Source organism: Enterococcus sp. DIV1083b, from assembly GCF_051713705.1.
Lineage (GTDB): Bacteria > Bacillota > Bacilli > Lactobacillales > Enterococcaceae > Enterococcus_D > Enterococcus_D casseliflavus.
Window position 1 is genome coordinate 1,900,001 of sequence record NZ_JBIOQJ010000001.1, and the last position, 25,275, is coordinate 1,925,275.

24 protein-coding genes and 2 rRNA genes (1 of these 26 running past the window's edge) are annotated in these 25,275 nt (G+C 40.8%); 5 read left to right on the top strand and 21 right to left on the bottom strand.

Going from position 1 to position 25,275, the window contains the following annotated elements; all coding sequences use genetic code 11:
- The 15 genes from IGI69_RS08790 to IGI69_RS08860 form a co-directional block, all read right to left on the bottom strand.
- Window positions 1-645 (bottom strand): 23S ribosomal RNA (locus IGI69_RS08790); it reaches 2,270 nt to the left of the window's first position.
- Between the two features lie 229 nt (window positions 646-874).
- Window positions 875-2,433, bottom strand: a 16S ribosomal RNA gene (locus tag IGI69_RS08795).
- Together the 16S and 23S rRNA genes form the textbook arrangement of a ribosomal RNA operon.
- A gap of 539 nt (window positions 2,434-2,972) precedes the next feature.
- Window positions 2,973-3,158, bottom strand: a complete 186-nt coding sequence (locus IGI69_RS08800; protein WP_005230211.1) for a hypothetical protein — start codon at window positions 3,156-3,158, stop codon at window positions 2,973-2,975.
- 139 nt (window positions 3,159-3,297) lie between these two features.
- Entirely contained in the window at window positions 3,298-3,819 is a 522-nt protein-coding gene (locus IGI69_RS08805) for a GNAT family N-acetyltransferase (protein ID WP_016611135.1), read from the bottom strand.
- Between the two features lie 75 nt (window positions 3,820-3,894).
- Window positions 3,895-4,833 carry a dihydroorotate oxidase gene (locus IGI69_RS08810; RefSeq protein WP_438740495.1) on the bottom strand — a complete coding sequence of 313 codons (939 nt, stop codon included), beginning with the start codon at window positions 4,831-4,833 and terminating at the stop codon, window positions 3,895-3,897.
- 210 nt (window positions 4,834-5,043) lie between these two features.
- On the bottom strand, window positions 5,044-6,084 hold the full coding sequence (locus IGI69_RS08815) for a galactitol-1-phosphate 5-dehydrogenase (RefSeq protein WP_333719206.1): 1,041 nt from the start codon (window positions 6,082-6,084) through the stop codon (window positions 5,044-5,046).
- A 17-nt stretch (window positions 6,085-6,101) separates the two neighbouring features.
- The gene (locus IGI69_RS08820) at window positions 6,102-6,761 is read right to left on the bottom strand and encodes a class II aldolase/adducin family protein (RefSeq protein WP_438740497.1); all 660 of its coding nucleotides are present in this window, start codon (window positions 6,759-6,761) and stop codon (window positions 6,102-6,104) included.
- Window positions 6,727-8,496 (bottom strand): PTS sugar transporter subunit IIA, encoded by a 1,770-nt coding sequence (locus IGI69_RS08825; protein WP_438741512.1) that lies wholly within the window; start codon window positions 8,494-8,496, stop codon window positions 6,727-6,729. The genes IGI69_RS08820 and IGI69_RS08825 overlap by 35 nt, the downstream gene beginning before the upstream one ends.
- 164 nt (window positions 8,497-8,660) lie before the next feature.
- A complete protein-coding gene (locus tag IGI69_RS08830; RefSeq protein ID WP_081117255.1) occupies window positions 8,661-9,101 on the bottom strand; it encodes a PTS sugar transporter subunit IIA in 441 nt (146 codons plus the stop codon).
- 62 nt (window positions 9,102-9,163) lie between these two features.
- Window positions 9,164-10,420 carry a PTS transporter subunit IIC gene (locus tag IGI69_RS08835; protein WP_438740500.1) on the bottom strand — a complete coding sequence of 419 codons (1,257 nt, stop codon included), beginning with the start codon at window positions 10,418-10,420 and terminating at the stop codon, window positions 9,164-9,166.
- A gap of 2 nt (window positions 10,421-10,422) precedes the next feature.
- Entirely contained in the window at window positions 10,423-10,725 is a 303-nt protein-coding gene (locus IGI69_RS08840) for a PTS sugar transporter subunit IIB (protein ID WP_015509814.1), read from the bottom strand.
- A gap of 24 nt (window positions 10,726-10,749) precedes the next feature.
- Window positions 10,750-11,823: an alcohol dehydrogenase catalytic domain-containing protein gene (locus IGI69_RS08845; RefSeq protein WP_395997912.1), complete on the bottom strand. Its 1,074-nt coding sequence runs from the start codon at window positions 11,821-11,823 to the stop codon at window positions 10,750-10,752.
- A gap of 540 nt (window positions 11,824-12,363) precedes the next feature.
- Window positions 12,364-12,681 (bottom strand): DUF2500 domain-containing protein, encoded by a 318-nt coding sequence (locus IGI69_RS08850; RefSeq protein ID WP_434232969.1) that lies wholly within the window; start codon window positions 12,679-12,681, stop codon window positions 12,364-12,366.
- A 757-nt stretch (window positions 12,682-13,438) separates the two neighbouring features.
- Window positions 13,439-13,768 (bottom strand): metal-sulfur cluster assembly factor, encoded by a 330-nt coding sequence (locus IGI69_RS08855; RefSeq protein WP_005231940.1) that lies wholly within the window; start codon window positions 13,766-13,768, stop codon window positions 13,439-13,441.
- 74 nt (window positions 13,769-13,842) lie between these two features.
- Complete coding sequence (locus IGI69_RS08860; RefSeq protein ID WP_086299485.1) at window positions 13,843-14,778, bottom strand: YitT family protein; 936 nt, start codon at window positions 14,776-14,778, stop codon at window positions 13,843-13,845.
- 153 nt (window positions 14,779-14,931) lie between these two features.
- Between IGI69_RS08860 and IGI69_RS08865 the strand changes: the two genes are divergently transcribed.
- Window positions 14,932-15,423 carry a YajQ family cyclic di-GMP-binding protein gene (locus tag IGI69_RS08865; RefSeq protein ID WP_005230187.1) on the top strand — a complete coding sequence of 164 codons (492 nt, stop codon included), beginning with the start codon at window positions 14,932-14,934 and terminating at the stop codon, window positions 15,421-15,423.
- Window positions 15,424-15,514: 91 nt separating this feature from the next.
- On the opposite strand, the gene IGI69_RS08870 is transcribed toward IGI69_RS08865, so the two are convergent.
- The 3 genes from IGI69_RS08870 to IGI69_RS08880 all read right to left on the bottom strand — a co-directional run bounded on the left by IGI69_RS08870 (window position 15,515) and on the right by IGI69_RS08880 (window position 19,495).
- On the bottom strand, window positions 15,515-18,007 hold the full coding sequence (locus IGI69_RS08870) for an ATP-dependent DNA helicase (protein WP_438740503.1): 2,493 nt from the start codon (window positions 18,005-18,007) through the stop codon (window positions 15,515-15,517).
- Between the two features lie 257 nt (window positions 18,008-18,264).
- Window positions 18,265-18,801: a hypothetical protein gene (locus IGI69_RS08875; protein WP_438740505.1), complete on the bottom strand. Its 537-nt coding sequence runs from the start codon at window positions 18,799-18,801 to the stop codon at window positions 18,265-18,267.
- A gap of 280 nt (window positions 18,802-19,081) precedes the next feature.
- Window positions 19,082-19,495: a GNAT family N-acetyltransferase gene (locus tag IGI69_RS08880; protein WP_228095240.1), complete on the bottom strand. Its 414-nt coding sequence runs from the start codon at window positions 19,493-19,495 to the stop codon at window positions 19,082-19,084.
- 98 nt (window positions 19,496-19,593) lie between these two features.
- Between IGI69_RS08880 and IGI69_RS08885 the strand changes: the two genes are divergently transcribed.
- The 3 genes from IGI69_RS08885 (at window position 19,594) to IGI69_RS08895 (ending at window position 21,934) form a co-directional block, all read left to right on the top strand.
- Window positions 19,594-20,214, top strand: a complete 621-nt coding sequence (locus IGI69_RS08885; protein WP_005230178.1) for an MBL fold metallo-hydrolase — start codon at window positions 19,594-19,596, stop codon at window positions 20,212-20,214.
- Window positions 20,215-20,247: 33 nt separating this feature from the next.
- On the top strand, window positions 20,248-20,952 hold the full coding sequence (locus IGI69_RS08890) for a histidine phosphatase family protein (RefSeq protein ID WP_005230175.1): 705 nt from the start codon (window positions 20,248-20,250) through the stop codon (window positions 20,950-20,952).
- 148 nt (window positions 20,953-21,100) lie between these two features.
- Window positions 21,101-21,934, top strand: coding sequence for an undecaprenyl-diphosphate phosphatase (locus tag IGI69_RS08895; protein WP_005230172.1), 834 nt, complete (start codon window positions 21,101-21,103; stop codon window positions 21,932-21,934).
- A gap of 76 nt (window positions 21,935-22,010) precedes the next feature.
- Here IGI69_RS08895 and IGI69_RS08900 read toward each other — a convergent pair whose 3' ends face one another.
- Together IGI69_RS08900 and IGI69_RS08905 are read right to left on the bottom strand one after the other, a co-directional pair.
- Window positions 22,011-22,634, bottom strand: a complete 624-nt coding sequence (locus IGI69_RS08900) for a DUF47 domain-containing protein (protein WP_142968148.1) — start codon at window positions 22,632-22,634, stop codon at window positions 22,011-22,013.
- A 12-nt stretch (window positions 22,635-22,646) separates the two neighbouring features.
- Window positions 22,647-23,702, bottom strand: coding sequence for an inorganic phosphate transporter (locus IGI69_RS08905; protein WP_005230169.1), 1,056 nt, complete (start codon window positions 23,700-23,702; stop codon window positions 22,647-22,649).
- 236 nt (window positions 23,703-23,938) lie between these two features.
- On the opposite strand from IGI69_RS08905, the gene rpsT reads away from it, so the two are divergent.
- Window positions 23,939-24,193 (top strand): 30S ribosomal protein S20, encoded by a 255-nt coding sequence (rpsT, locus tag IGI69_RS08910; protein ID WP_005230162.1) that lies wholly within the window; start codon window positions 23,939-23,941, stop codon window positions 24,191-24,193.
- Window positions 24,194-24,245: 52 nt separating this feature from the next.
- Here rpsT and holA read toward each other — a convergent pair whose 3' ends face one another.
- Window positions 24,246-25,265, bottom strand: a complete 1,020-nt coding sequence (holA, locus tag IGI69_RS08915; RefSeq protein WP_438740508.1) for a DNA polymerase III subunit delta — start codon at window positions 25,263-25,265, stop codon at window positions 24,246-24,248.
- Window positions 25,266-25,275: the final 10 nt, after the last annotated feature.

Genomic DNA, 25,275 nt, shown 5'->3' on the forward strand with positions numbered 1-25,275 from the left:
TTAACCTCGCATGCTATCGTAACTCGCCGGTTCATTCTACAAAAGGCACGCTATCACCCATTAACGGGCTCTAACTTGTTGTAGGCACACGGTTTCAGGATCTATTTCACTCCCCTTCCGGGGTGCTTTTCACCTTTCCCTCACGGTACTGGTTCACTATCGGTCACTAGGGAGTATTTAGCCTTGGGAGATGGTCCTCCCGGATTCCGACGGAATTCCTCGTGTTCCGCCGTACTCAGGATCCTCCTAGGTGTTATCCAAATTTCGCCTACGGGGTTTTTACCCTCTTTGACATACTTTTCCAAGTATTTCGACTATCTGAATAGACTACCATATCGGAGTCCTACAACCCCAACAAGCAAGCTTGTTGGTTTGGGCTTTTCCCGTTTCGCTCGCCGCTACTCAGGGAATCGAATTTTCTTTCTCTTCCTGCAGGTACTTAGATGTTTCAGTTCTCTGCGTCTACCTCGACTGCGCTATGTATTCACGCAGACGTAACATCCTATAAAAGATGCTGGGTTCCCCCATTCGGAAATCTCTGGATCATAGCTTACTTACAGCTCCCCAAAGCATATCGGTGTTAGTCCCGTCCTTCATCGGCTCCTAGTGCCAAGGCATCCACCGTGCGCCCTTATTCACTTAACCTTTGACCTTACGGTCGGTTTTGAGTACTTCTTCTAGCGATAGAAGGTTGCTCAAGAAAATAAGCGTTGAACTTATTAAAAAACTCTTTTAACATTTCAACTCGGTGTGTGTTACTTGTTTTGATTATTTCTTCGATATCCAGTTTTCAATGAACAAATTTTGTTTGAGAGTAAACCTCTCAAAACTGAACAAAGGCAAACGATGTGTAGTCTTCCGAAATATTCCTTAGAAAGGAGGTGATCCAGCCGCACCTTCCGATACGGCTACCTTGTTACGACTTCACCCCAATCATCTATCCCACCTTAGGCGGCTGGCTCCAAAAGGTTACCTCACCGACTTCGGGTGTTACAAACTCTCGTGGTGTGACGGGCGGTGTGTACAAGGCCCGGGAACGTATTCACCGCGGCGTGCTGATCCGCGATTACTAGCGATTCCGGCTTCATGTAGGCGAGTTGCAGCCTACAATCCGAACTGAGAGAAGCTTTAAGAGATTAGCTTAGCCTCGCGACTTCGCAACTCGTTGTACTTCCCATTGTAGCACGTGTGTAGCCCAGGTCATAAGGGGCATGATGATTTGACGTCATCCCCACCTTCCTCCGGTTTGTCACCGGCAGTCTCGCTAGAGTGCCCAACTAAATGATGGCAACTAACAATAAGGGTTGCGCTCGTTGCGGGACTTAACCCAACATCTCACGACACGAGCTGACGACAACCATGCACCACCTGTCACTTTGCCCCCGAAGGGGAAGCTCTATCTCTAGAGTGGTCAAAGGATGTCAAGACCTGGTAAGGTTCTTCGCGTTGCTTCGAATTAAACCACATGCTCCACCGCTTGTGCGGGCCCCCGTCAATTCCTTTGAGTTTCAACCTTGCGGTCGTACTCCCCAGGCGGAGTGCTTAATGCGTTTGCTGCAGCACTGAAGGGCGGAAACCCTCCAACACTTAGCACTCATCGTTTACGGCGTGGACTACCAGGGTATCTAATCCTGTTCGCTCCCCACGCTTTCGAGCCTCAGCGTCAGTTACAGACCAGAGAGCCGCCTTCGCCACTGGTGTTCCTCCATATATCTACGCATTTCACCGCTACACATGGAATTCCACTCTCCTCTTCTGCACTCAAGTCTCCCAGTTTCCAATGACCCTCCCCGGTTGAGCCGGGGGCTTTCACATCAGACTTAAGAAACCGCCTGCGCTCGCTTTACGCCCAATAAATCCGGACAACGCTTGCCACCTACGTATTACCGCGGCTGCTGGCACGTAGTTAGCCGTGGCTTTCTGGTTAGATACCGTCAAGGGATGAACATTTTACTCTCATCCTTGTTCTTCTCTAACAACAGAGTTTTACGATCCGAAAACCTTCTTCACTCACGCGGCGTTGCTCGGTCAGACTTTCGTCCATTGCCGAAGATTCCCTACTGCTGCCTCCCGTAGGAGTCTGGGCCGTGTCTCAGTCCCAGTGTGGCCGATCACCCTCTCAGGTCGGCTATGCATCGTTGCCTTGGTGAGCCGTTACCTCACCAACTAGCTAATGCACCGCGGGTCCATCCATCAGTGACGCAAAAGCGCCTTTCAACTTTCTTCCATGCGGAAAATAGTGTTATACGGTATTAGCACCTGTTTCCAAGTGTTATCCCCTTCTGATGGGCAGGTTACCCACGTGTTACTCACCCGTTCGCCACTCTTTTTCTTTCGGTGGAGCAAGCTCCGGTGAAAGAAAAAGCGTTCGACTTGCATGTATTAGGCACGCCGCCAGCGTTCGTCCTGAGCCAGGATCAAACTCTCATAATGATTTGTTTGAATGACCATACGGTCATTAAGCTCATAAAAATTAACTTTGCTAGCTATTGCTTGCATGTATTTGTTTCAATAAATTGAAACGTCCTACACATTGGTTCGTTTGCTTGCTTTGTTCAGTTTTCAAAGGTCTACCGTGCTGTGTTAGCAACTTTTGCATCATATCAGAGTGACATTTGATTGTCAACTCTTTTTAAAAGTTTTTTTCGCTCGTTGTTTTTCAACTTCGTAGCGGCTGTCTCAGCGACTTAATTAGAATAACAAATGATTTGTTATTTGTCAACAACTTTTTTTAATTAATTTTGTTGATTTATCAACATCAATTAACTGTTTTATTATTGCGACTTCGTTATAATATCATCTGTTTTATTTTTGGTCAAGTCTTTTTTTGAAGATTTTTCAACTGTTGTTTTGACCCGCTGGCTCAATTGCCAACGTTGAATACTTTATCATTCTATGAATGAAAGAGCAAGCTTTTTTTCTGAAATTTTTCCAATTAACAAAAATAAAGAAAAAAACTACCAAAAGGTAGTTTAATCAATATCGATCGTACGGAAACGGATTTGATTTTGATCGTCTCGTTTTAAGGTTGTTTCTTCTTTCAAATAAGAGAACTTCTTCTCATCGATCGCTGGATTTTCAAGCATTTCTTCATACCCTGCAAAAATATCATGGATGTATTTTTTATAAGCTTTTTTCTTTTTGATTCTTTTCTTCATTTGGCACCGTCCTTTACGTGCTTATCTTAGCAAGCCGAAAGGATTCTGACAACCATTATCCACATTTTCATACCAAAAATTCACTTTGACACACTTTTTCCATTCTTTCGGCCAAGTGACAAGAATAGAAAAAGAATGTTTAGTTTGTGATCAAACGTTTTTGAAAAGCCAATCGCTCTCCATTCGGAAAAGGAAATGTTACCTCTCCTTTATATTGATAGCCAGCTGCTTGGATATTCTTTTGCATCCCAATATTGGCTTTATACGTATCGATACGCAAATCAACGATTCCTTGCTCTAATGCAACCACTTCAAGAGCTTGCAGCAATTTGGCACTTAACTTTTGCCCTTTAAAATGAGAACTGACAACGACGCGATGAATGGATAGATACGGACCATTTCCATCCCACCCTGCGCCGGTAATTGCGTTGTAGACAGGATCATCACCAGAAACCAGTGCCGCAGACGCTGCGATTTTCCCATCTTTCACTAACACATAGCTTTCGCCTTTTGCAATATCTTCTTTGATTTGAGTTTCTTTTGGGCCATAGCCATTTTGCCATTGTGGTGATCCTTGAGCTTTTAAAAAAGCAATTCCTTCCTCAATCAGCGCCATTAACTCCGTTAAATCGTCCTCAGTTGTTTTACGAAATTTCTCCATTTAACCCCACCTTTCTTCTATCACTTTCTTCTATAAAAAGAAACAGATGATGATAGAAAGTCGTCAATAGTCGCTTTAATCAATCGTTTTTAGTTTGCCTTGAAATTCACTGATTGATTGATATCCTTTTTCTTTCATGATCGTTTCTAATTCTTTCGTCAATCGTTCAAAGATCGCCGGCCCTTCTTTTTGCAACTCTGTGCCGATCTGCAATATAGAGGCACCACACAACAAATGCTCATACGCATCTTGACCATTACGAATCCCACCTGTACCAATAATTTTGATTTCTGGCTTGAGACGTGTATAGAAAGCCCGCACATTGGCTAATGCCGTTGGTTTCACATATTCGCCTCCGAGACCACCAAAACCACCTTTTGGTTTGATGACTACCGAGTCAGTAGCAGGATCGATGAATAAAGCATTCCCAATACTATTGATTGAATTGATGTAGGTTAACGGATACTTGTTTAATATCTTAGCCATCTCATCAAAGTGAGCCAAATCAAAGTATGGCGGCAATTTGACACCTAAAGGTTTTGTGAAAAAACCAAAGACTGTTTCAAGAATTTGATCGGTCAAAGGAAAATCATAGGCAACTTGTGGTTTTCCTGGCACGTTTGGACAAGAAAGATTCAACTCAGTGATTCCTTCAAAATCACTTTCTTGGATCTTCTTCAATAACTCAATGTTTTCAGCCACACTCATACCAGCGACAGAGAAAAAGAAAGGCGCTTGCTGAGTCATTTCCTGCTGTTTTTTGATGGCATAATCTAAGTAGTAGTCCACCCCTAGATTTGGTAATCCCATTGAATTGATGCTTCCTAACGGTAAATCGGTATAACGTGGTTCTGGATTTCCGGCACGTGCTTCTAGCGTTGCACTCTTTGTGACAAATGATCCAGCTGCTGATGCCGCTAATTCATCTAATTCCTCGATCGTCATACAATGGACTCCTGAGGCGTTCATAAACGGATTTTCGTATGTAAATTTCCCGAAATTCGTAGCTAACATTGATTCATTCCTCCAATCTTTTCAACTAGTTTACCGTTTCATTTCTGAAAATGCAACGGTGTCTTTGATTGGGACAGGTTTTAGAAGGAGCAACCTCTTTAATCACTGTAGCAAATCAAAAAACCATATCCATAGCAGATTGTTAAAGCTTGCTGAATAAATATGGTTTTTGAAAACAATCTGTTTGTTCTGTAATCAAATGTTGGTTTTTTAGAGCATGATCATGATTTTATTAAAGCTTTCACTTCTATTTACCGCTAAATCAAATGCTCTTTGAAGATCCTCTAACGGAAAGCGATGGGAAATCATATGACTGACACTTAAGCGTCCGCTTTCTAAAAAGGTGATCGAATCAAACCATTCTTTACCTGGGAAAGGTGCAGAATAGCTATTCCAAAAACCCTTAATGGTTAATTCACTGCGAAAGATTTTTTCAAATGCCCGTTGCTTAATCAAAACATCAGAATAAGCGATCCCTTGAAATCCAATTTTCCCGCCTTTTTTTGTCACTAAGAGACATTGTTCTTCAGTTATTTTAGTACCTGCACATTCCATTGCAATATCCACGCCTAAACCATCCGTTATCCGAGAAATCTCTTTTTCAAGGTCTTGAACACTAGGATCGATCGTATCGGTGACACCTAAATCTAATGCTTGTTCCAGTTTCTCTGATTGAATATCAATGCCAATGATCGTTTTCACACCCGCAATTTTTAACCATTGGATCGTCAGCAACCCAATCGTTCCTAACCCAAAAACGGCAACGACATCGCCCACTCTAGGTTCAATTCCATAAACACCATGCGCTGAGACAGCAAGAGGCTCAATCATGGACGCTTCTTCAAACGTCAACTTAGTTCCTATTTTCACGATATTGCTCGCTGGCACGGAGACGTATTCAGCAAATCCTCCAAACCGTTGCGAGCCCATCATGATATAGTCCGTGCATAATTGATACTTCCCGATAGCACAATATGCACAGTTATGACAAGGAATAAATGGGACAACAGCAACTCGATCGTCTTTTTTTAAATGATGAACAGAACGACCAACTTTTACAATAGTCCCAGCCATCTCGTGCCCCATGATCATAGGTAACTGGTATTTCCAACCTTTACTCATTTTGTGGATATCTGACCCACAGATTCCTGAAGCTTCAACTTTTACAATCACTTCATTCTGATGGCATTGTGGAACATCCATTTCTCGAATCTCAAATTCATTCAGTCCAATTAAGAAACCAGCCCTCATCTACTCTCCTCCAATCTTCATTCATGGGATTCATAGGTAACGTTTGTTTTATCAGTATAATATTCATAGCCCTGCTGGAGAAGCGCTTGCGAATGTAAATGCACATAAGCATTTGTTTCTAGTCTTTCCAGATAATCATTTGCAAAAGCCAAATTAGTGGCTCCAACAATTACCCCATGTTCTCGCAGTAACATTCCATATGGTAGTCTTTCTTTATTTGTCGCCATGTTTTGAGAGTAGTCACCAACAAAGTTTGCTAACTTTTCAGTTGTTGCAGGTGCATAATCCAAACAACGGATCGCATCCGGTCCGAAACGAAGGTTTTCACAGACGATGGGCATATCAGTCCCTATACAACTGTAAACCATCAAATTTAATGGATGAGCATGAATCACTGCTTTGATCCGTGGATCTGAGTGATAAAAACTCATATGCATATTGATTTCCCTGGTCAAGCGACCAGTACCTTCGATGAGGGATAGTTTCTTATCTACCAAAAGAATTTGCGCTGCCTCTAATTCCCAAAGATACTGAACAGATGCCAAAGTAGGTGTCATCAAGAAATGATCTTCTGAAACTTTTATAGAGATATTGCCACCAGCAGCATCCGTTAGCTTCCTGTCAAATAAAGATTTGGCGATCTTACATATGAATTTCCGTTCTTTTAAATAATCCATCGGCTTCCTCCTGTCTAAAACGTAAATATTTTTCAATTAATCCATATTTTCCAAGAAACATTATATCTTCAACAATTTCTAAGTATTCTTCACTTCTTACAAGAGCGACGAAGAAAACATAAGTCACTTGAAAATAATCCTCAGATCCGTAAGAGATTTTTTGTTTATTCGTCAAAAGGCTAATCGTGCTACGGTGGACATTTCCCCGATTGTTCGCATGAGCCAAAGCAACACCTTCACTTATTACGATATAAGGTCCATTTTGTTTCACGTTTTCAACGACTTCTTCTACATAGCTCTGCTCGATACACTCATTTTGTGTCAATACTTCCCCTGCTAAGCGTAAAGAACGCTCCCAAGAACATTTTTGGTCGATTCTGATAACATGAGAATTTAACAAGTAATCATGCAATCTCCTTTGTGGTTGTTTGACAAATTGAACAAATTTTTCTTCAGTCTCTTCTTCATTAATCATAAACAAACGGTCAACCATCTTTACTATTTTTTGGATATCTTCTTGGGTCACAAAAGGTGTTATTCTTAAAACATCCTCTTCCAAAAAAGGCAAAGAATCAGCAGTTAAGATTAAACGATTGGCTTTTTGACGGAAGCACATCTTACGATAAGTACCAAATGTTAGCACATTCATAATTTTGAACTGCTTGTATCGACTAATTTTCATAGCAATCATTTTCGCTATCGATAAATTTTCACACACGATCCAGATATCGATTTTGCTCATCTTATATTCTTGTCGGGTTAAGGCAGTTGCGATATGAATAGCGATCGTAGTAATAAATGATTCATTGAAGGATCGGGACAGGTAGTTTTCAATGACACCACTATTAGCCCTTACTGCTACGATAATATCCATAAACTGATGCCGCAAAAGACCGATATTTTCAATATCCAAAATAATGTTCTCTTCTTCAATAATTTGTAAGTGATTGTATAGATCAGAAATTAAGTCAAATTCGTACTTTAAAGTCGTCCCTAAATCTTCATCAATTTTATTCAGAAAATAGATGACCAAATTATACAATTCAGCATCCTTCGCATTTTTTCGCTTTTTCAAATGACAAAATTCTGCTATTGCCTGTTTGTCTTCGAAAGAGATCGTTCGATCAAATCTTTTTTCAATTTGATCGATGAGTATGCTCAGGTTTTCCGACATAACGACAAATTTGGGAGATTCACCTTGTTCTTTGCGAGGCATATTGATAACGATAAAAATATAGACGAAAAGATCAAACTGCTGATACTTTTCTGCATACTTTAACTCGTTAAAAATGAATCCCAAAAAGTCTAAATACTCCATTGACCCGTCAAATGTCCGAAGGATTTGCATTCCGACATAATTGATGTATCCTTTTGCGTCTATATTTTCTAAAAATAATGTAAACAAATACTCTCTTTTCTCCGATTGATTCATCTTAAGGATAACCCCTTCACCCCTAAGCGTTTCGATATATTTACTCATGATCACTTCTTGTTTTTTCAACGTATTGATATCGCGGATGATTGTTAATCGACTGACGTAAAACAAATCAGCAAAATGATCCATCGTAAGAACATCTTCTGTTATCAATAAATTGATCAGAAGTAATGTGCGTCTTTCATCAGGATTCAAGGAATAGTTGTAAGGGGACAATTCTAAAACAAGCTGATAAGCTTCTGACAAATCTAGTTCATCAGGAACCCGTAAGTATCCGCTTTCAATTTTCACTTGCGGCATATCGTGAGTATTTAGAAACGAGTTCAAGACTTTGATTTCACTCGTGAATTTCTTTGGCGAGAGATTCAAGTTTTTATAAAGTTGCTCCAATCTAATTTTCGTTATTTTGTTATATAGTAGGAGATAGATGATTTCAGCAGTAATTTTCCTCACAGCACTCCTCCTTAATGAATAGACAAATTCTCTCTTAGAAAATCAACAAGGTTTTCAGGTTCACACTTGCTTAATTGAACAATAAAATTTTGAGACTGGATGCTTAAAATCAATTTTTGAAGAAAATCAATATAGGTATGCTCATCTTTTAGTGCCATGCAAAATACATGTTCGACTGCTAAGTCGTCTACTTGAGTATCCATCTGTTTAAAAGTCACAGGCTTTTTTAGTCTTGCATAACAAACAGAAGATTCTTTCACAGAGGGATCAAAGGTATGCGGAATCGCCACTGGCGGGTCAACTGGCAAACCAGTAGGAAAATGATGTTCGCGTTCGATACAAGACTCAATAAAACTATTCCCGACGATCCCTTCGTTAAGCAGTTCAAGTCCGCATTGTTTAATCACTTCTATATTTGAGCGCTCATTCAATTCGATTGCTTTAAATTTCATACACTATTTCTCTCCCACTAAGCCATTTATTTTGTCAATAATTCGTTTATTCATTCGGTCAATTACCCAACGATTCGATGAAATAAGCTGATTATAATATTTGCTAAATTGTAGCCCCAGAAACTATCTGTCACAACACCTTCCACAGGCACACCGGTCGCATTCATCATTTCGGTTGCTTCAGGTGCAAAGGTGTTTGTTCCAATTAGAACGATGATTAAGAAGAAAAAGCCAGTGACGAGTGTTCGAAAAAGATTGCCATTTGATGCTAATGCTAGCAGTGGAATCATATATACGATTACTGTTAAAACACCTACTGGAAAATAATGCATACCAGGGATAATAAATGCTAAGAATATTGCTATCGGAATCAGAATCACTGTTGTTGTGATCGCTGTCGGATCTCCAAGACCAAGAGCAATGTCCATTCCGATATATAATTTTTTCCCTTCGCCAATATGTTTCTTCATAAATTCTTTGGCAGCTTCTCCGATCGCAGTCAAGCCTTCCATCATAACAGAGACCATTTTGGGTATCAGTACTAGCACCGCCGAAACTCCAACCCCCATAGAAATCGCTACCGTAAATTCTTGGCGTGTCAATACGCCTAGAAAAGTTCCCACCAACAAACCGATAACTGCTGGATCTCCAAAAAAACCAATTTTACTTTCCACTTTTTCCAAACTGATATCGATTTTGTTAAGACCAGGAATCAGATCGATCAGTTTATTTACTAATAGTCCAAAAGGATAAGCGAATGTAATAAATGAAAATGTCGTACAAGTCGTGCCTTCCAGTCCGTAATACGCCTCCCATCTAGGAGCAAACCACTGAGCCACGAATAAAGTGACAATTGATAAGCCAACCGTAACAGTCAAACCTAGCCAAAAACTATCAAACAAGGCATACGCTAATGCTCCAGGAATCAAAAAATGAATATAGTTCCAAATGTCGACATTCATGACCGTTGTCCATTTCAAAAGAATAAACAATACATTCAACCCCACGATCATCAAAATAGCAATTGCTGCAAAAGGTACTGACCACGAAGCCGCTCCAACAGCAGCCCAGCCAACATCCATCGTGGTATATCCTGATCCCATTTCCTGATAATAATCGATGGCTGGTTGCAAGGAAGTACCAAGGAGTCCTACAACAAGTCCCAACCCTTGAAAGCCGATGCCGACTAAAAGCCCTGTTTTTAGCGCTTTGCCAATTTTCATCCTAAAGACACAGCTCAAAATAAAAATGACAACGGGTAGCATAACCGATGCCCCCATATCCATGATGTTCTGAATAACTGATAATATAGCTTCCATTTTTATCCCCCTTTAATAATTCGATGGCACTCTTCAACGATTTTCTGCGCGGTCTGCTCTTCGTTGATTCCAGAGATCAAACTGAAAACAGGAAGAATCGGTACTTTTACTGGCTTGACATATCGAGTAGTCACCAAGATTAAATCCACCGTTTCTGCTTTTGAGGGAATTTGACTAATATTCCCTTTGGTGATGGAAGCCTGAATGTTGCTCTGAGCCAAGATTTGTTTGACTTTCTCTTGAACAACTGTGGACGTGGCGATCCCACTACCACAGGCAATATAGATCTCAATTTTTTTATTCATTTTCTTTCTCCTCCTTTCCTTACTCTATTTTTGAGATTTCAAAATAGAATGAATTTTATACTCTTCTTCTGGTAGTAAAACGACTTTTAACGCCTTCCCTTCTCTTGTCAATTCGATGGCCTGATTGATGTCAGTTAAAGGCAACACATGAGAAATAATTTTTTCAGCAGGAAACTGATCTGATAAGGATAAATGGAAAGCTTTTTCGACTTGAATACTATTTGCACCATAATGACCATAAATCCAAAGATTGTTATAATGAACTGCATTCGTATCTATAGGCGTTAGTTGATTCTTTGCTACACCACCAAAAAAGACGACCGTCCCACATTTTCTAGCCATAAAAATACTTTGTTGCTGTGCTTCTATTGATGGATTGGCTGAAATCACTTTATGTGCGCCATGTCCATTCGTATACTCTTTCACCTTTTCAACAGGATCTTCTTTTGAAGAATCGATCCTATGATCTACACCAAACGCTTCCATAAGAGCTAGTCTGTCAGCATTTTTATCAATCACGATCACCTTACTTGCTCCACGAATCCTTGCTAGAATCGCTAAAAAGACCCCAATTGGACCTGCACCAATAATGACGACCGAATCACCTAACGAAACCTGAATATTCTCCATGCATGCATAAGTGGAGGATAAGGGTTCAGCTAATGTTGCCGCGATAGGCTCTCGTCCTTCTGGCACTTCAAAAATCGCTCCTCGTTCTACTCTTGTAGCACTATATGCTATATACTCTGCAAAACCGCCTTGAAGATCGGTGTAACTTTCAGCTTCCGTACAACATTCGTGCTTCCCATTACGACAATTTTCGCAACGTAGGCAATGAGCCATAGGGTATACATAAACCATCTGCCCTCTTTGATACTTCGTCACATTTTCATCAATTTCGACGATCTCACCAACGATTTCGTGTCCATAAATATGAGGGTAGCGCCCCGCTTTTGAATCAGTCAGCAAATTGCGAATATCAGATCCGCACAAACCAACTGCCTTAACCTTCAATAGAAAACCTCCTTCTGGACAGCAGGGTCGCTCTACTTGTTCATAGCGAATATCTCCTGGTCCATACATCAACGCAGCCTTCATTTTTTTCACAAACGTTCAACTCCATTCATTCTTTCTTATTTTACATGTTCATTGTAAGGTGCGTCGGATGTACCTCACAAGTAACACTTTTAGCATTTCAAGTTCCATATTTGTTACTTGAAAGAGAAAATGTTTGTGAAAAACCAAGAACGATTTTTCCTTTTTGCAATTATTTCTGAAGTCACGTAAAAAACAAAAAACCTCGTAACAATGAGTCACGAGGTTTTGGTGAAGAAATCTATTCTATTTATGAGTATTTAAAAACTATCCGTAGCTCATCACTTCCGCCAATAAATCGAATGGGTGAACTAAATTAAGCCATTCCTCGCAGGAAATTTCCTTCGGTTTTGGTTTTATTTATGCGACCTCATAAGTAGAAATTCTCAAGTGTTACTCGATGATACTTGCGTTTTCCATCGAAAGCGTACAATTCAAATCATTTCAAATGATAAGACACTTGAATAGGAGTTTTTTAATTGACTGTTCAACTTTTTTTGAAATTGAAAACGAATAAACACATACTATATACATACAAATTTTTTACCTATCAAGTGAATTAAACCTTTTTCTTTGATACCTCAACACTCCAGTATCTCCGATGACGTATAATTTGTATTTTCCATACCCTACTTTAAATTCTAATCTTTCGCCACTTGCGATTTCAAATAAAAGATAATAGGTAATGGATTGATTCGTAAAGCCGTTTGCAGCAGTATTCGTGCTACTAGTCATTCGTTTGTCTACTAGCGTGGCAAGTACTGCCACTTCTGGCGTAGATTGATCCTTTAAGAATTCGACAATATGATATAAGATAACTGCGACGAAAATAAAAGCAAATAAAGTAAATAGAAAATCCACAAAACACACTCCTTTTTGTTTTTATGATCAAGGGAATCAATCAAATCATTTTTACAACTTAACTATAATTATACATCAATTCAATTAATTAATCTCGAATCTCTAATAAAAATATGTAACTCGCTAAATGATTGACCGAAACTGAAGTTTGGCTATCGTTTTCCTATATGTATGGTTGCATAGAACACATTTGTATATTTGTTAACCAAGAGTCAGTTGATAGGATGAAATCACATGACCTTTGAAAAAGCATTCCTAGAATCATCCTTCTTCATTCTACATTGACTCCTTAAGGAAAATTCATCTTATCCCAAAGCCTCTGACTAAATTCAGAAACTTTTATTTAGACATGTTTTTTGGGATGCACCTTAAGGTTATCAATGTGGATGAATAAGAATTTAATCTGTGCTCTCTTTTTGTCAAAATGATCGAAGGTTTATAGAAAGTATTACTATTTCGGCAAAGTTAAATACTAACTCACTTTGAGTTGTCATATGAATGGAAAATACGTTGAGCTTTCAAGTTTTAAAACATATGATTTTATTTAATGCTTTTAGTAAAAAAGCATAACTTTTTCACCAAGTAACTGTTTATTTAAGAAAGTACTCTATAAAAAAACTCTTCTACCAACTTTTTTCAAAGTTAATAAAAGAGTTCTGTGTTTATATCCTCATTTTGCCAACTGTCCGACACCTAAGAAAACAGCTTGTTCCATCTAGTTAACAAATATGAAACAACTTTCTATGATTGAAAATCCTTAACGAATCCCCAAAGCAATCCGTGCGTAACGACTCATTTTATCGGTCGTCCAAGCGGGATACCAGACTAATTTCACCTCTGGATTTTTGACTTCTGGAATATCGCTTAATGCTTCGTGTATCGATTCAGTCAATACGTCGGCTAAGGGACAGCCCATTGTTGTTAAGGTCATTTTGATTACGGTGTTGCCTGTTTCTGCATCAAATTCGACTTCATAAACTAAGCCTAGATTCACTATATCAATCCCCAACTCAGGGTCAATCACGGTTTCCAAGGCAGCCAAGACACGCTCTTTGATTGCTTCTGCTTCTACTTCAGTATATGCCACGGTTGAAGACCTCCTTTAATTCTTGTTTCAAATAATACCTTCTTTTGCAAGATTTGTAAATGGACGATCCTTGATTATGGACGGCTTTTCTTGTGTATTTTCAGTTCTGGGAAGACCCCTGTCGTTTTAAAGGTCCGTTGTTCATCATCTGTCGCAAAACGGCCTGTAATCGATTGGGTCGGCACAAAATTAATAAACGCATTGCCGTCAGCTTCTAAAACGGCTTGTTCTAAATCGTAGATCTCGTAGCGCGTCACGACCATCATGATCATATTGCCAGGTACGCCTGAATACCCTCCGACTGAGGGGAACAAAGTCATGCCGCGAAACACATGCTTAGAAATATTTTTCCCAACAGCTTCCGCATTGGTCGTAATAATCATTGCCGTTACCTTTTGATGACTTGTGTGCAGCATGTCCACGACGTAGCTCATCGCGAAAATCGAAATGATCGTGTACAAGGCACTTTCCCAAGAAAAGACGAAACCTGAGACCATGACAATGATGCCGTTTAAAATAAACATATATTTACCGACTGTTTTTCCAGTCGTTTTTGATAATATCAACGAAAGGATATCCATTCCGCCGGTGGTAAAACCCATTTTCAGTGAAAACGCAACGCCGACGCCCAACAGTACGCCACCTAGCAAAGCATTAACCAAAATATTGTCGGTGATCGCTCCTTGCGGAAGGACAATTGTTAATACGGAAACGACAACGACATTGATAAAGCTCAACAGTGTCGATGATTTCCCGAGTTTGATGAACCCGAGAACAAAGATAGGCAAGTTTAAGAGGAAAATAAACAGCCCTGTACTAAGGTGAACGCCAAAATGTTCCAAGGCAAGTGCCACGATCAATTGGGCGACCCCGTTCATCCCAGCGGAAAGAACGTTTGCGGGAATCAAAAAGAAATTTAAAGCAATGGCTGCAGTGATACCTGACAGCAAAATAACCCCTATTTTTTTCAATCGTTCTGATTGTTCGTGCTTCGTTAATAACTTACTCACAATGATCTAGCTCCTTCACTAAAAATCTCCTTCCAAAGAATAGCAGTTTGTGTGAAAAAATGAAACAATTATTTGCAAAAATTTACTTTTCATTCCCGCATCGTTCGCCTCCATGTTAAAATCATAGGTAAGAGATGAGAGGAGTGATTGATTTTGGCAAAAGAAGCAAGTTTTGATGTCGTATCTGAGATCAACACAGAAGAAGTGAAAAACGCCATTCAACAGGCGGAAAAAGAATTGAAAAACCGATTTGATTTTAAAGGCTCCACGGTAGAAATCAAGATGACTGAGGGCAAACTGACGATCGTTGGAGATGACGAATTTAAGTTGGAGCAAATCAAAGATGTGCTCTTTGCGAAGCTGATCAAACGGAATGTACCAACGAAAAATATTCAATTTGGCGAAACGGAGCATGCCTTGGGGGCAAAAGCTCGTCAAACGGCAGAATTGATCAATGGCATCGATAAAGAAAACGCCAAAAAAATAACGACAGCGATCAAAAACGCCAAGCTAAAAGTTAAAACCCAAATTCAAGACAATCAAATTCGGGTAACAGGCAAAAGTCGTGACGATCTCCAAGAGGTGATCCAATTGTTGCGTAAACTGCCCTTGACGATCGACTTACAGTTTACAAATTATCGCTAATCAAAAAAACTAGAACAGAGTCTAACGTGATGGTTAGGCAAAATCAGCTTTATCTACTGATTTTGCGCAACCGCTCCTGAAAGCTCTGCTTCTAGTTTTTTTCTTGCCAAAAATGAGTCAATGCCTTTGATAACTCTTGCGGCCGACGAATCTGCAAGGCATGCTGCCAATGCAGTGGGAAAAGTTCTTGGTAACGCGGTGTCCGAAAGCGCTGATCCAGCAATAACACCACGCCGCGATCGCTGACATCCCGAATCACTCGACCGGCTGCTTGCAGGACTTTATTCATCCCTGGCAGCTGATAGGCATACGCAAAGCCAGCTGCCTTTTTCTCATCGTAATATTCCCGAATCAATTCTTGCTCGTGATTGATTTGCGGTAGTCCGACTCCTACCACTGCGGCACCGATCAAGCGATCGCCTTTTAGGTCGATCCCTTCAGAAAAAATTCCTCCAAGGACACAAAATGCCACCAATGTTTTTGATTGACTCTTTGGTTCATCTTGACTTTTATCCAGCAAGGATGATTTTTGCGAGTCAAAAGATTGAAACTGCGCAAGAAATGCCTCGCGCTCTGCTTCGTTCATAGCAGTCCCCTGAATCAAGACCTCCACCTCTGGCGCCTGCTGAGAAAATGCTGCCGCCACATCATCCAAGTAACGATAAGAGGGGAAAAAGACCATATAGTTTCCCGCTTTCGCTGCCGTCATTTGCTGGATCGCATCAACGATCGCAGGAATGCTGGCTTCACGTTGGCGATACGTCGTTTGGATATAGTCCGCAATAAAAATCCCCTGATTTTTCGGATCAAAAGGACTTGGCAAGCGATAACGCAAAGCTTCATCGCCGCCCCCTAATACTTCTTGATAATACGACAAAGGGGTAAAGCTCGCAGAAAACAACAGGCTGGCCTTGCCCTTATCTAACACGGATTCCAAAAACGGCGCTGGTTCGATGCAAAATTGCCTTAGTTTGATATCATAGCGGTCGATCTCCACCGTCGTTTCGTAGTGATCATCATAAAATTCACTGATCTTCAAATAATGGTTAGCTTCAAAATACACTTGCAGCACTTCTTCTTGCAATTCATGCTCAGGATTCGCTGGCAACCATTCCTTCATCAATTCAGCTAATTTGTATAGCTGATTGACCATTGTTTCATGAGGAGCCGCTTGATGATGGTATGACCATCCCTCCTCTTTTGCTAATTGGGCTAAAGCCGCAAATTCTTTATCAACTTTGTTTAGTGCGCGTTTTAATTTCTGTTGATCCTTCGGCAGCTTCTTCTTTAATTCCTTAAATGGCTGTCGCGAGATCGTTGCGGAATACATTTCTTTCGAACGGTTAACTAAGTTATGGGCTTCATCCACTAGAAAGAAATATTCTTCATCCGGCTCCTCAAAAAATCTTCGCAAATAAACGGTGGGATCAAACAAATAATTATAATCACCAATAATGACATCGCAAAAGACACTGACATCCAGTGAAAGCTCGAAGGGACAGACCGTATGTTTCTTTCCGTAGGTCTCGATCACTTCTCGGGTTATTTGGTTCTCGTGATGCAACAGATCCCATAATGCTTCGTTGATTCGATTGTAATAGCCTTGCGCATACGCACAGTGTTCTGGCGTACAGTTTCGTTCATCTAAAAAACAGATTTTGTCTTTGGCGGTAATCGTGACACTCTTGGTTTCACTACCGTTGTCTGCTAACTTGCTCAACGCATCTTCAGCCACTTGTCTGGTGATCGTCTTCGCCGTCAGATAAAAGACCCGATCTGCCCCTTCTTCCCCGAGAACTTTTAATGCGGGAAACAGCGTTGACATGGTTTTTCCAGTTCCCGTTGGCGCTTCCGCAAAAAGTCGCTTGCCATTTTTTAGTGTTTTATACGCCGCTGCTGCTAACTCTCGCTGCCCTTTGCGAAAGGTTTCAAAGGGAAAAGACAGCAGCTGCAAAGACGTATTGCGGACACGGCGCCAATTCTCTTGAAAAACTAACCATTTATGATATTCCTGAAGTAATTCTTCATAAAAAACAGCTAATTCTGAGAACTGAAATGTTCTTCTCGTACGGGTGGTCAGCTTTTCAGTGGTTTGATAATAAGTCAATTGTACGGCGATCCGATCGATGGGTCTCCTCGGATCATTTTCTCCATCAGCATTAGCTTCTGCTTCTGGTTTCTCTTGTTTTTCACTGTCATTAAGCGCTGCTTGTTCATTTTCTTGTAGTAAAAACAAATAAGCATAAACCATTCCCTGGGCAAAAAACAAATCGATTTGATCTTCAGGGATATCTTCGAAAGCTGGTTCTGAAGTTTTGATCTCATCGATCACCCAAGAATTAACAGCTGCATCAAAAAAGAGACCATCGGCACGTCCTTCGACAGTGATCGAATCTTTCTCAATTTGGCTTTCTCGTTTGAAAAAGACTTCTTTTTGATACGCATCCCCAGCCTCTTTTTGTAGTTGGCGATGGATACGGGCGCCTTCTTGCGCGGTATGATTACTGACTTTGCGGCTATCAATATCGCCTCGGCGCAAAATAAATTCTACGATTTTTCTAACCGCAACTTTTCCTTTATACACGTGTTCACCTTCTCGTTTGCCATTATAGCGGATAGATTACTTTTGGAAAAGCGAACAGAAACAGCTTTTCATCCTCTGCGGAGAGTATCCTATCCAAACAGGTTTGATCTCTAAAAAAATCACTTGTGGCAAAATGCCTTCTCATCAGGTAATCAACGCCATTTCCACTTCCAGAAAATGGGTTTGACGAAAGGTTACCAAAAAAACCTACTCTACTCACCTAAGCAAGTAAAGCAGGAATATGTTTTTAAGAAAATTTATTGATCGACCTGAATGTCATAGCTAACACCATTTTGATCATAGGCCTTCTGATTATGGGGATCTAAGGTGAACTCAAAGGTTCGCCCATCTGCCATGATCGTCAAACGTTTTCCTTCGACGGTGTATGAGGCATCTTGATAGGTGATCTCATAAATTTGATAAGGATCGTTGGACAACTGTACCTCTGAATGGGAAAAATGACGCTGAAAATCACTTTCGATTTGTCCTTTATACAAGGCAACATCACTTGAGCTGGCTGAACTATCTTCTAAGTCTGCCATCGGCAAATACTGCTTAACGATCGTCAACTCATTCTCATGGAAATCATAAACCCCTTGGCTTTGCGGAAAGATGACACTCTCATCTTGGATCAACATCAGATCAAGGTCGCCATTTTCAACCGCTTTTGAGGCGGAAGTAACAGTTTCAGAAACTTCTTTCGAATCATCGATGGATAGCTCTTCCTCACCACAGCTCGCTAAAAGAAGCACAGCAAAGCATACAGTGAAAAAGAATTGGAGCGATTTTTTCATAAAAAACACCTTCTTACAAAAAGTTGATGTATACCAATCAAAACGAACACAAGGTCCTGAACAATTACTTTCCCCGAACTTAGTCACGACGAATGTTTCTGCTGCAGGAAAAAATTAGACCAGTTTCAAACGAAACACGCGCTTTCTTATTTTAATTAGTATAACAGCAGTTTTTTGCTAATGCGGTTTCTTAGAAAAATTTTCGAATTCCCACAATAATTCTGAGCTTTTCTCTCATCAAACTATTGGTTAGCCTTATCACCTACCTGCCAAAGGGTGGTCACAGCATCTTCACGAAATAAAGCCTATCCGTGCCAAGTACAGGTGTGTCAGAAAGCACAGCAAATTGTTCGAAGCCGACTGCTTGATAGAACTGTGGCGCTTGGTAGTCTTGGGTGGTAACTGTCACGGAACGACATCCCGCTTTTTTACCGTGATCGAAAAGTGCTTCCATCAATTGTTTCCCCACCCCTTGATTCTGATGGTTTGGATCAACTGCAAACAATTGAATATGAATCGTATTACCTGTCCGTTTCCCAATCAACCCACCAAGTTGATCGTGATTGTCAAAAAATGCAAATGAAAGCTGCTCTTGATCGGAAAAGGCACTCACTGCCTCTGTTTTTTTCGTTGAATGATTCAGCCATTGACAGATCGCCTGACGATTGTCTTCTGTGTTCATTGTTTCTATCATTAATTTTCCACTCCTAAAAACCTTTCTTTGTTTCCTCTTATACTTTAAGCTATACTTATAGTCAGACACAAGTATTTGTGATCCTAGGAGGTTTTAGCATGAAAATCATTGGTTTAGTGACAGGACCCGTTCAAGAAAATTGTTACCTTATTTGGAAAGAAGATTTTTTGTTGATTATTGATCCTGGAGCAGAAGCAGCGAGATTGATCGCTGAGATCGAAAAAACAGGCGCAAAACCAGCAGCGATTTTATTGACCCACACTCATTATGACCATATCGGTGCAGTTGACCATTTGCGGGATTATTATCAGATCCCCGTTTACGTTAGTCCACTTGAGCAAGAATGGCTAAGTGATCCTATGAAAAACCTTTCTGGTCGTCATCCTGAATTAGGAACCATCACCGCACGTCCAGCAGAATTCGAGCTAGAATTGAAAGAGTACGAGATAGCTGGCATGTCCTTTAAGGTTGTTGCAACCCCAGGTCATTCCATCGGCAGCGTCAGTTTTATTTTTGACAAGTTTGTCGTTTCTGGAGACGCCTTATTTAAAGGCAGCATCGGTCGGACCGATCTACCAACTGGCAACCTTGAGCAATTGCTGACCAGCATCCAAACGCAACTTTTTGTTTTACCGAATCAGATGGCCGTTTATCCTGGCCACGGGGAACCAACGACGATCGAGATTGAGAAACGGACCAATCCGTTTTTTAACGCATAAACGAATGACGAACCAAAGGAGGAATTACTACTTATGGCAAAAACGGAATTGTATGTCGTGCGTCACGGGAAAACCATGTTCAACACATTGCAGCGTGTGCAAGGCTGGTGCGACACCCCATTGACTCGTACTGGTGAACAAGGCATCCATTATTTAGGACTCGGGTTACGAGATGTGGATTTTGTGGAAGCAGTATCCAGTGACAGCGGCCGCGCGATCGAAACGATGCGTCTGATACTGGGTGAACATGTCAGAGGACCAGAGATCCCTTATCATATCGACAAACGGATTCGTGAATGGTGCTTTGGCTCACTTGAAGGTGCCTATGATGCAGAAATGTGGGGCGTTCTGCCACGGATTCTTGACTTTCCTGATTACGATGATATGATTGCCAATCATGTCTCGTTTGAGGCGATCGCCAATGCGATCTATCACGCAGATACAGCCAATTGGGCGGAAACCTTTGATGTGTTGACCGAACGTGTCAAAACAGGGTTTGAAGATATCGCCTACCGCGTTGAGAAAAAAGGCGGCGGCAATGCGCTAGTTGTGTCTCACGGCTTAACGATCGCTTTTCTTTTGCATCTGATCAATGATGAGAACAATGTTCGCATGGATATTGAAAATGGCTCGGTCACTCGACTGATCTACGAAGATGGCAGCTTTACGATTGCTGAAGTGGGCAATACCGATTACATCAAAAAAGGCTTAGCACTCTCTCAAGAACTTTTATCCTAAGAGAAACCTTTGGCAGTTGATCAATTTCTTTAAGAAAGGAGCAGTTTTTGTTTTAAAAACTGCCCCCTTTTTTTAGGAAAAAGATTGGTATTCGAATCAGGAAACGGTATACTAAGAGTTGTATTTTGTCATAGAAAGGACTGAACCAATGTTTTTTACAAATTTCATAAAAGCGATTTTATTTGGGATCATTGAAGGGATCACGGAATGGCTGCCAATCAGCAGCACGGGTCACTTGATTCTAGCCGACGAATTTATCGGATTGAATGTAACTCCCGAGTTTATGACGATGTTCAATGTTGTCATACAACTGGGTGCGATTTTAGCAGTCGTCTACTTATATTTCCATAAACTAAACCCTTTTTCACCGCAGAAAAATGAGTTAGAGAAAAAAGATACATGGACGTTATGGTTTAAAGTCGTCGTGGCGGTCTTGCCATCGGTTATTATCGGATTACCGTTAGATGATTGGTTAGATGCGCACTTCTACAACTTTTTCTCCGTTTCGATCGTCTTGATCGTTTATGGGATCGGCTTTATCGTGGTAGAAAAACGCAACAAAAATAAAGCACCAAAATGTACCGATTTGAACAAATTCACCTACAAAGCGGCATTGATCGTAGGGATGTTCCAAGTATTGGCATTGATCCCAGGAACTTCTCGTTCTGGTGCTACTATCTTAGGTGCTATCATGATCGGCGCTTCTCGTTATGTTGCTGCTGAATTTTCATTTTTCTTAGGTATTCCCACCATGTTTGGTGCCAGTGCCTTGAAAATCTTCAAGTTTTTGAAAGATGGCAATGCCTTTGATTTCCAAGGAACCGTCATCTTATTGACAGGAACCATCGTGTCATTCATCGTTTCGATCATCGCGATCCGTTTCTTGATGAACTACATCAAACGGAATGATTTTACCGTATTTGGATGGTATCGCATCGTTTTAGGAATCATTTTGATCGGCTATTGGCTGATCCAATTATAAGCAAAAAGAGCAACTCTTGGGCAGGTAACTGCCGCAATAGTTGCTCTTTTTTTTCGTTTGAATGCTCTCTAGTTCCTCACGTGTTTTTGATCACCATACCATCGATGATATCAACCGCACTTTCGGTGTCGTTGATAATCGATTCAAAGCGATCATAAATATCTTTCCACTTAATAATTTCCAGCACTTCTTTTTCATCCGTAAACAACGCTTTTTTCATTTTTGAATACAAAAGATCTGCTTCTGATTCAATCGTATTTACATCGTTGATCATTTGACGCAATGTTTTTGAATTTTTGAACTTCGGAAACTCTTTTAATGCTGTTTCGACCCCCTGTGTCGCTTGAACGATCATTTCAGCAAATAAGTTCGTCTCAGGGCGGATCTTCGTAATGACCAAATTCTCAAATAAATAAGTCAGTCCCATAATGCCATCCAAAATATCATCTAAGCGCTCAGAGATGACCAGGATGTCTTCGCGATCGATCGGTGTGATAAATGAGTCGTACAACTCATTCGTTAGCTCAGCGATCACCTGATCGCCTTCCTTTTCTAATCCATGAATCTCAGCTGCCGCTTCACTTAACGCTGTTTCAGTGTAATCATTGATCAACAGCGAAAAACGTTTCGCAGCTAGATGGCCATTTGTTGCCAACTGCTCCATTGCCGCAAAATAATCAAATCCTTTTTTTCGTGCCATTACTTTATCTCCTCACAAAATTAGCAATAAAATTTTCACCATTAGAAACGCAATCAACCCACAACCAGGGAACGTTAAAATCCAAGCATAGATCATTTCTTTAACGATGCGCCAATCAACGCTAGAAAAACGTCGAGAAGCCCCTACCCCCATGATGGCAGTCGTTTTTGTATGGGTCGTTGAAACTGGGATACCAAATACGGAAGACAAGAACAAACAGATCGCAGCGGTAACATCTGCAGAAAAGCCCTGGTATTTTTCCAGTTTTACCATATCCATCCCTACTGATTTAATGATTTTCATCCCACCGACAGAAGTACCGATCCCCATGGTCAAGGAACAAAGAACCATCACCCAGAGTGGGATCGAAAAGCCATTGCCGGTCTTTTCAGCAAGATTGTTGTAGAAAAGCCCTAACATGAAGACACCCATAAATTTTTGGCCATCTTGTGCACCATGTAAGAACGCATTGGCACCAGCCGCAATGGCTTGACCAACTGTAAAAATTTTGTTGGCTTTTCGCCGTTGGGTATCGCGAAAGAGCCATACGATCAGTTTCGTGATCAGAAAGCCACCAATGAAGCCCATCAACGTAGAAACGACAAGACCGATCAAAACTTTCAGCCACTCCTCGCCATTGACTGCATGTAACCCACCAAGGGCCATGGCTGCACCAGTCAGTCCTGCGATCAACGCGTGGGATTCACTGGTTGGGATCCCAAAATACCAAGCTGCGACCGTCCAAACAACAATTGAAAACAAGGCAGCGGCTAATGCGATCTGTGAGACCCGAAAACTCCCGCCTGAATCAAAAGTCACAATGTTGCTGATGGTTTCTGCAACTTGTGCATTAAAATACGTCATCACTAGCACACCTAAGAAATTCATGACGACTGCCATGCCAATGGCGATATTCGGGCGTAAGACTCTCGTGGAGACAGCGGTTGCAATAGCATTCGGCGCATCCGTCCAGCCGTTGACGAAAATCACCCCTAATGACAACACAATCGTTAGAAACAAAGCGATATTCACATAGATTCCCCCATTTAAAAATTCCGAAGTAATCATAGCATAGAAAGCTGTTTCTGTGTAAACTTTTTATAACTATTCAGTAAAAAATGTGCAAAGAAGCATTTTTAAAATCCATAAAGCAAAAAATAGCGCGGCCAAAAAACAAATTTTTGTGTTAAGTAAAATTTCTTTACAACTTTTATTGCAATCACTCTTGGCATTAGGTATAATGACTAGTGTTGATTTATACGTTTTCTAAACGTAATTGAACTTTTTTTTCGGAGGTGAAATACATGCCAAACATTGAATCTGCAATCAAACGTGTTCGCACAAGCGAAGCGGCTAATGCTAAGAATTCATCTCAAGTAAGCACAATGCGTACAGCAATCAAAAAATTTGATCAAGCTGTTGAAGCTGGTGCTGATAACGTAGATGCGTTATATAAAGATGCTGTTAAAGCAATCGATATGGCTGAGACTAAAGGATTGATCCACAAGAACAAAGCTAGTCGCGACAAATCTCGTTTAAGTAAAAAAATTGCAAAATAAGCAAATTAAGAAAGGCGCAGCAATCATCGATTGCTGCGCCTTTCTTTTTGTCTTACTGTTTGCCATGTTTTAAAACAAATAGCTGGAACAAATACTCTTTGTCCATCTGACCACTTTTTACTAAGTAATCATTTTCGATCAATTCACTATATAGTGCCGCTAATTGCTTTTCTCCAAACCCCCGAGCTTGCTGCATCGCTAACTTCACTCGGTACGGATGAATCCCCAACGTTTCTGCGATATTGGCTTGCTGGTAGCCAATTTTCATCAAAATCGCCGCCTGTAACAGCAGACGGACTTGGCTGATCAAGATAGCATTGATCTTGATCGTCTCTTCCCCTTGCAATAATAGATCGTCATACAAGCGCAACGCATCCGATACGTTCCCCTTTAAGACATCGCTGGTTAATTCAAAGACATTGTGTTCCAACGTCTTAGGGATCAACTGCAAGACGATCTCTTTCGTAATTTTATTGCCATTTCCTGCATACAGCCGTAGTTTCTGTAACTCCTGCATCGCTTTTGATAGGTGCAGATCCGTTAACCGTAAAAACAAATCAAACGCCTCTCGGCTCATTTCGATGCCATCATTTTCCAACGACTGTTGGAGATACTGACGCACGTCGGCTTCTTTCATAGGTGCGACATCAATCACAACTGCGGCTTTTTTCAATTGCTTAGTAATTTTTTTCCGTTCATCTAATTTATCGACATCTGCAAAAATCACCATTACCGATGATTCCAATGGGTCTTTGATATAATTCAAAAAATCATCTAGGTCATGCTCAGGTGCATTGCTCTTTTTTTCAGCCGTTAAGAAAAATGGCCGCTCAACGAACAGTAATCGCTGATCGCCAAAAAAAGGCAACGATTGGGCTTCTTGGATCACCATATCAAGGGGATCTTTCTCCATGTCAAAGGAAGCAAAATTCAGATCATCTTTCCCAACGGAAAAACGCTCCAAAAAGGCCGTGCGAACTTGCTCTTGTAAAAACATTTCACTGCCGATGACCAGATAAATCGATTGCAACTCCTTGGTTCGAATTGCTTGCAACGCTTTTTGTAATTCCATCGTTCCCCCC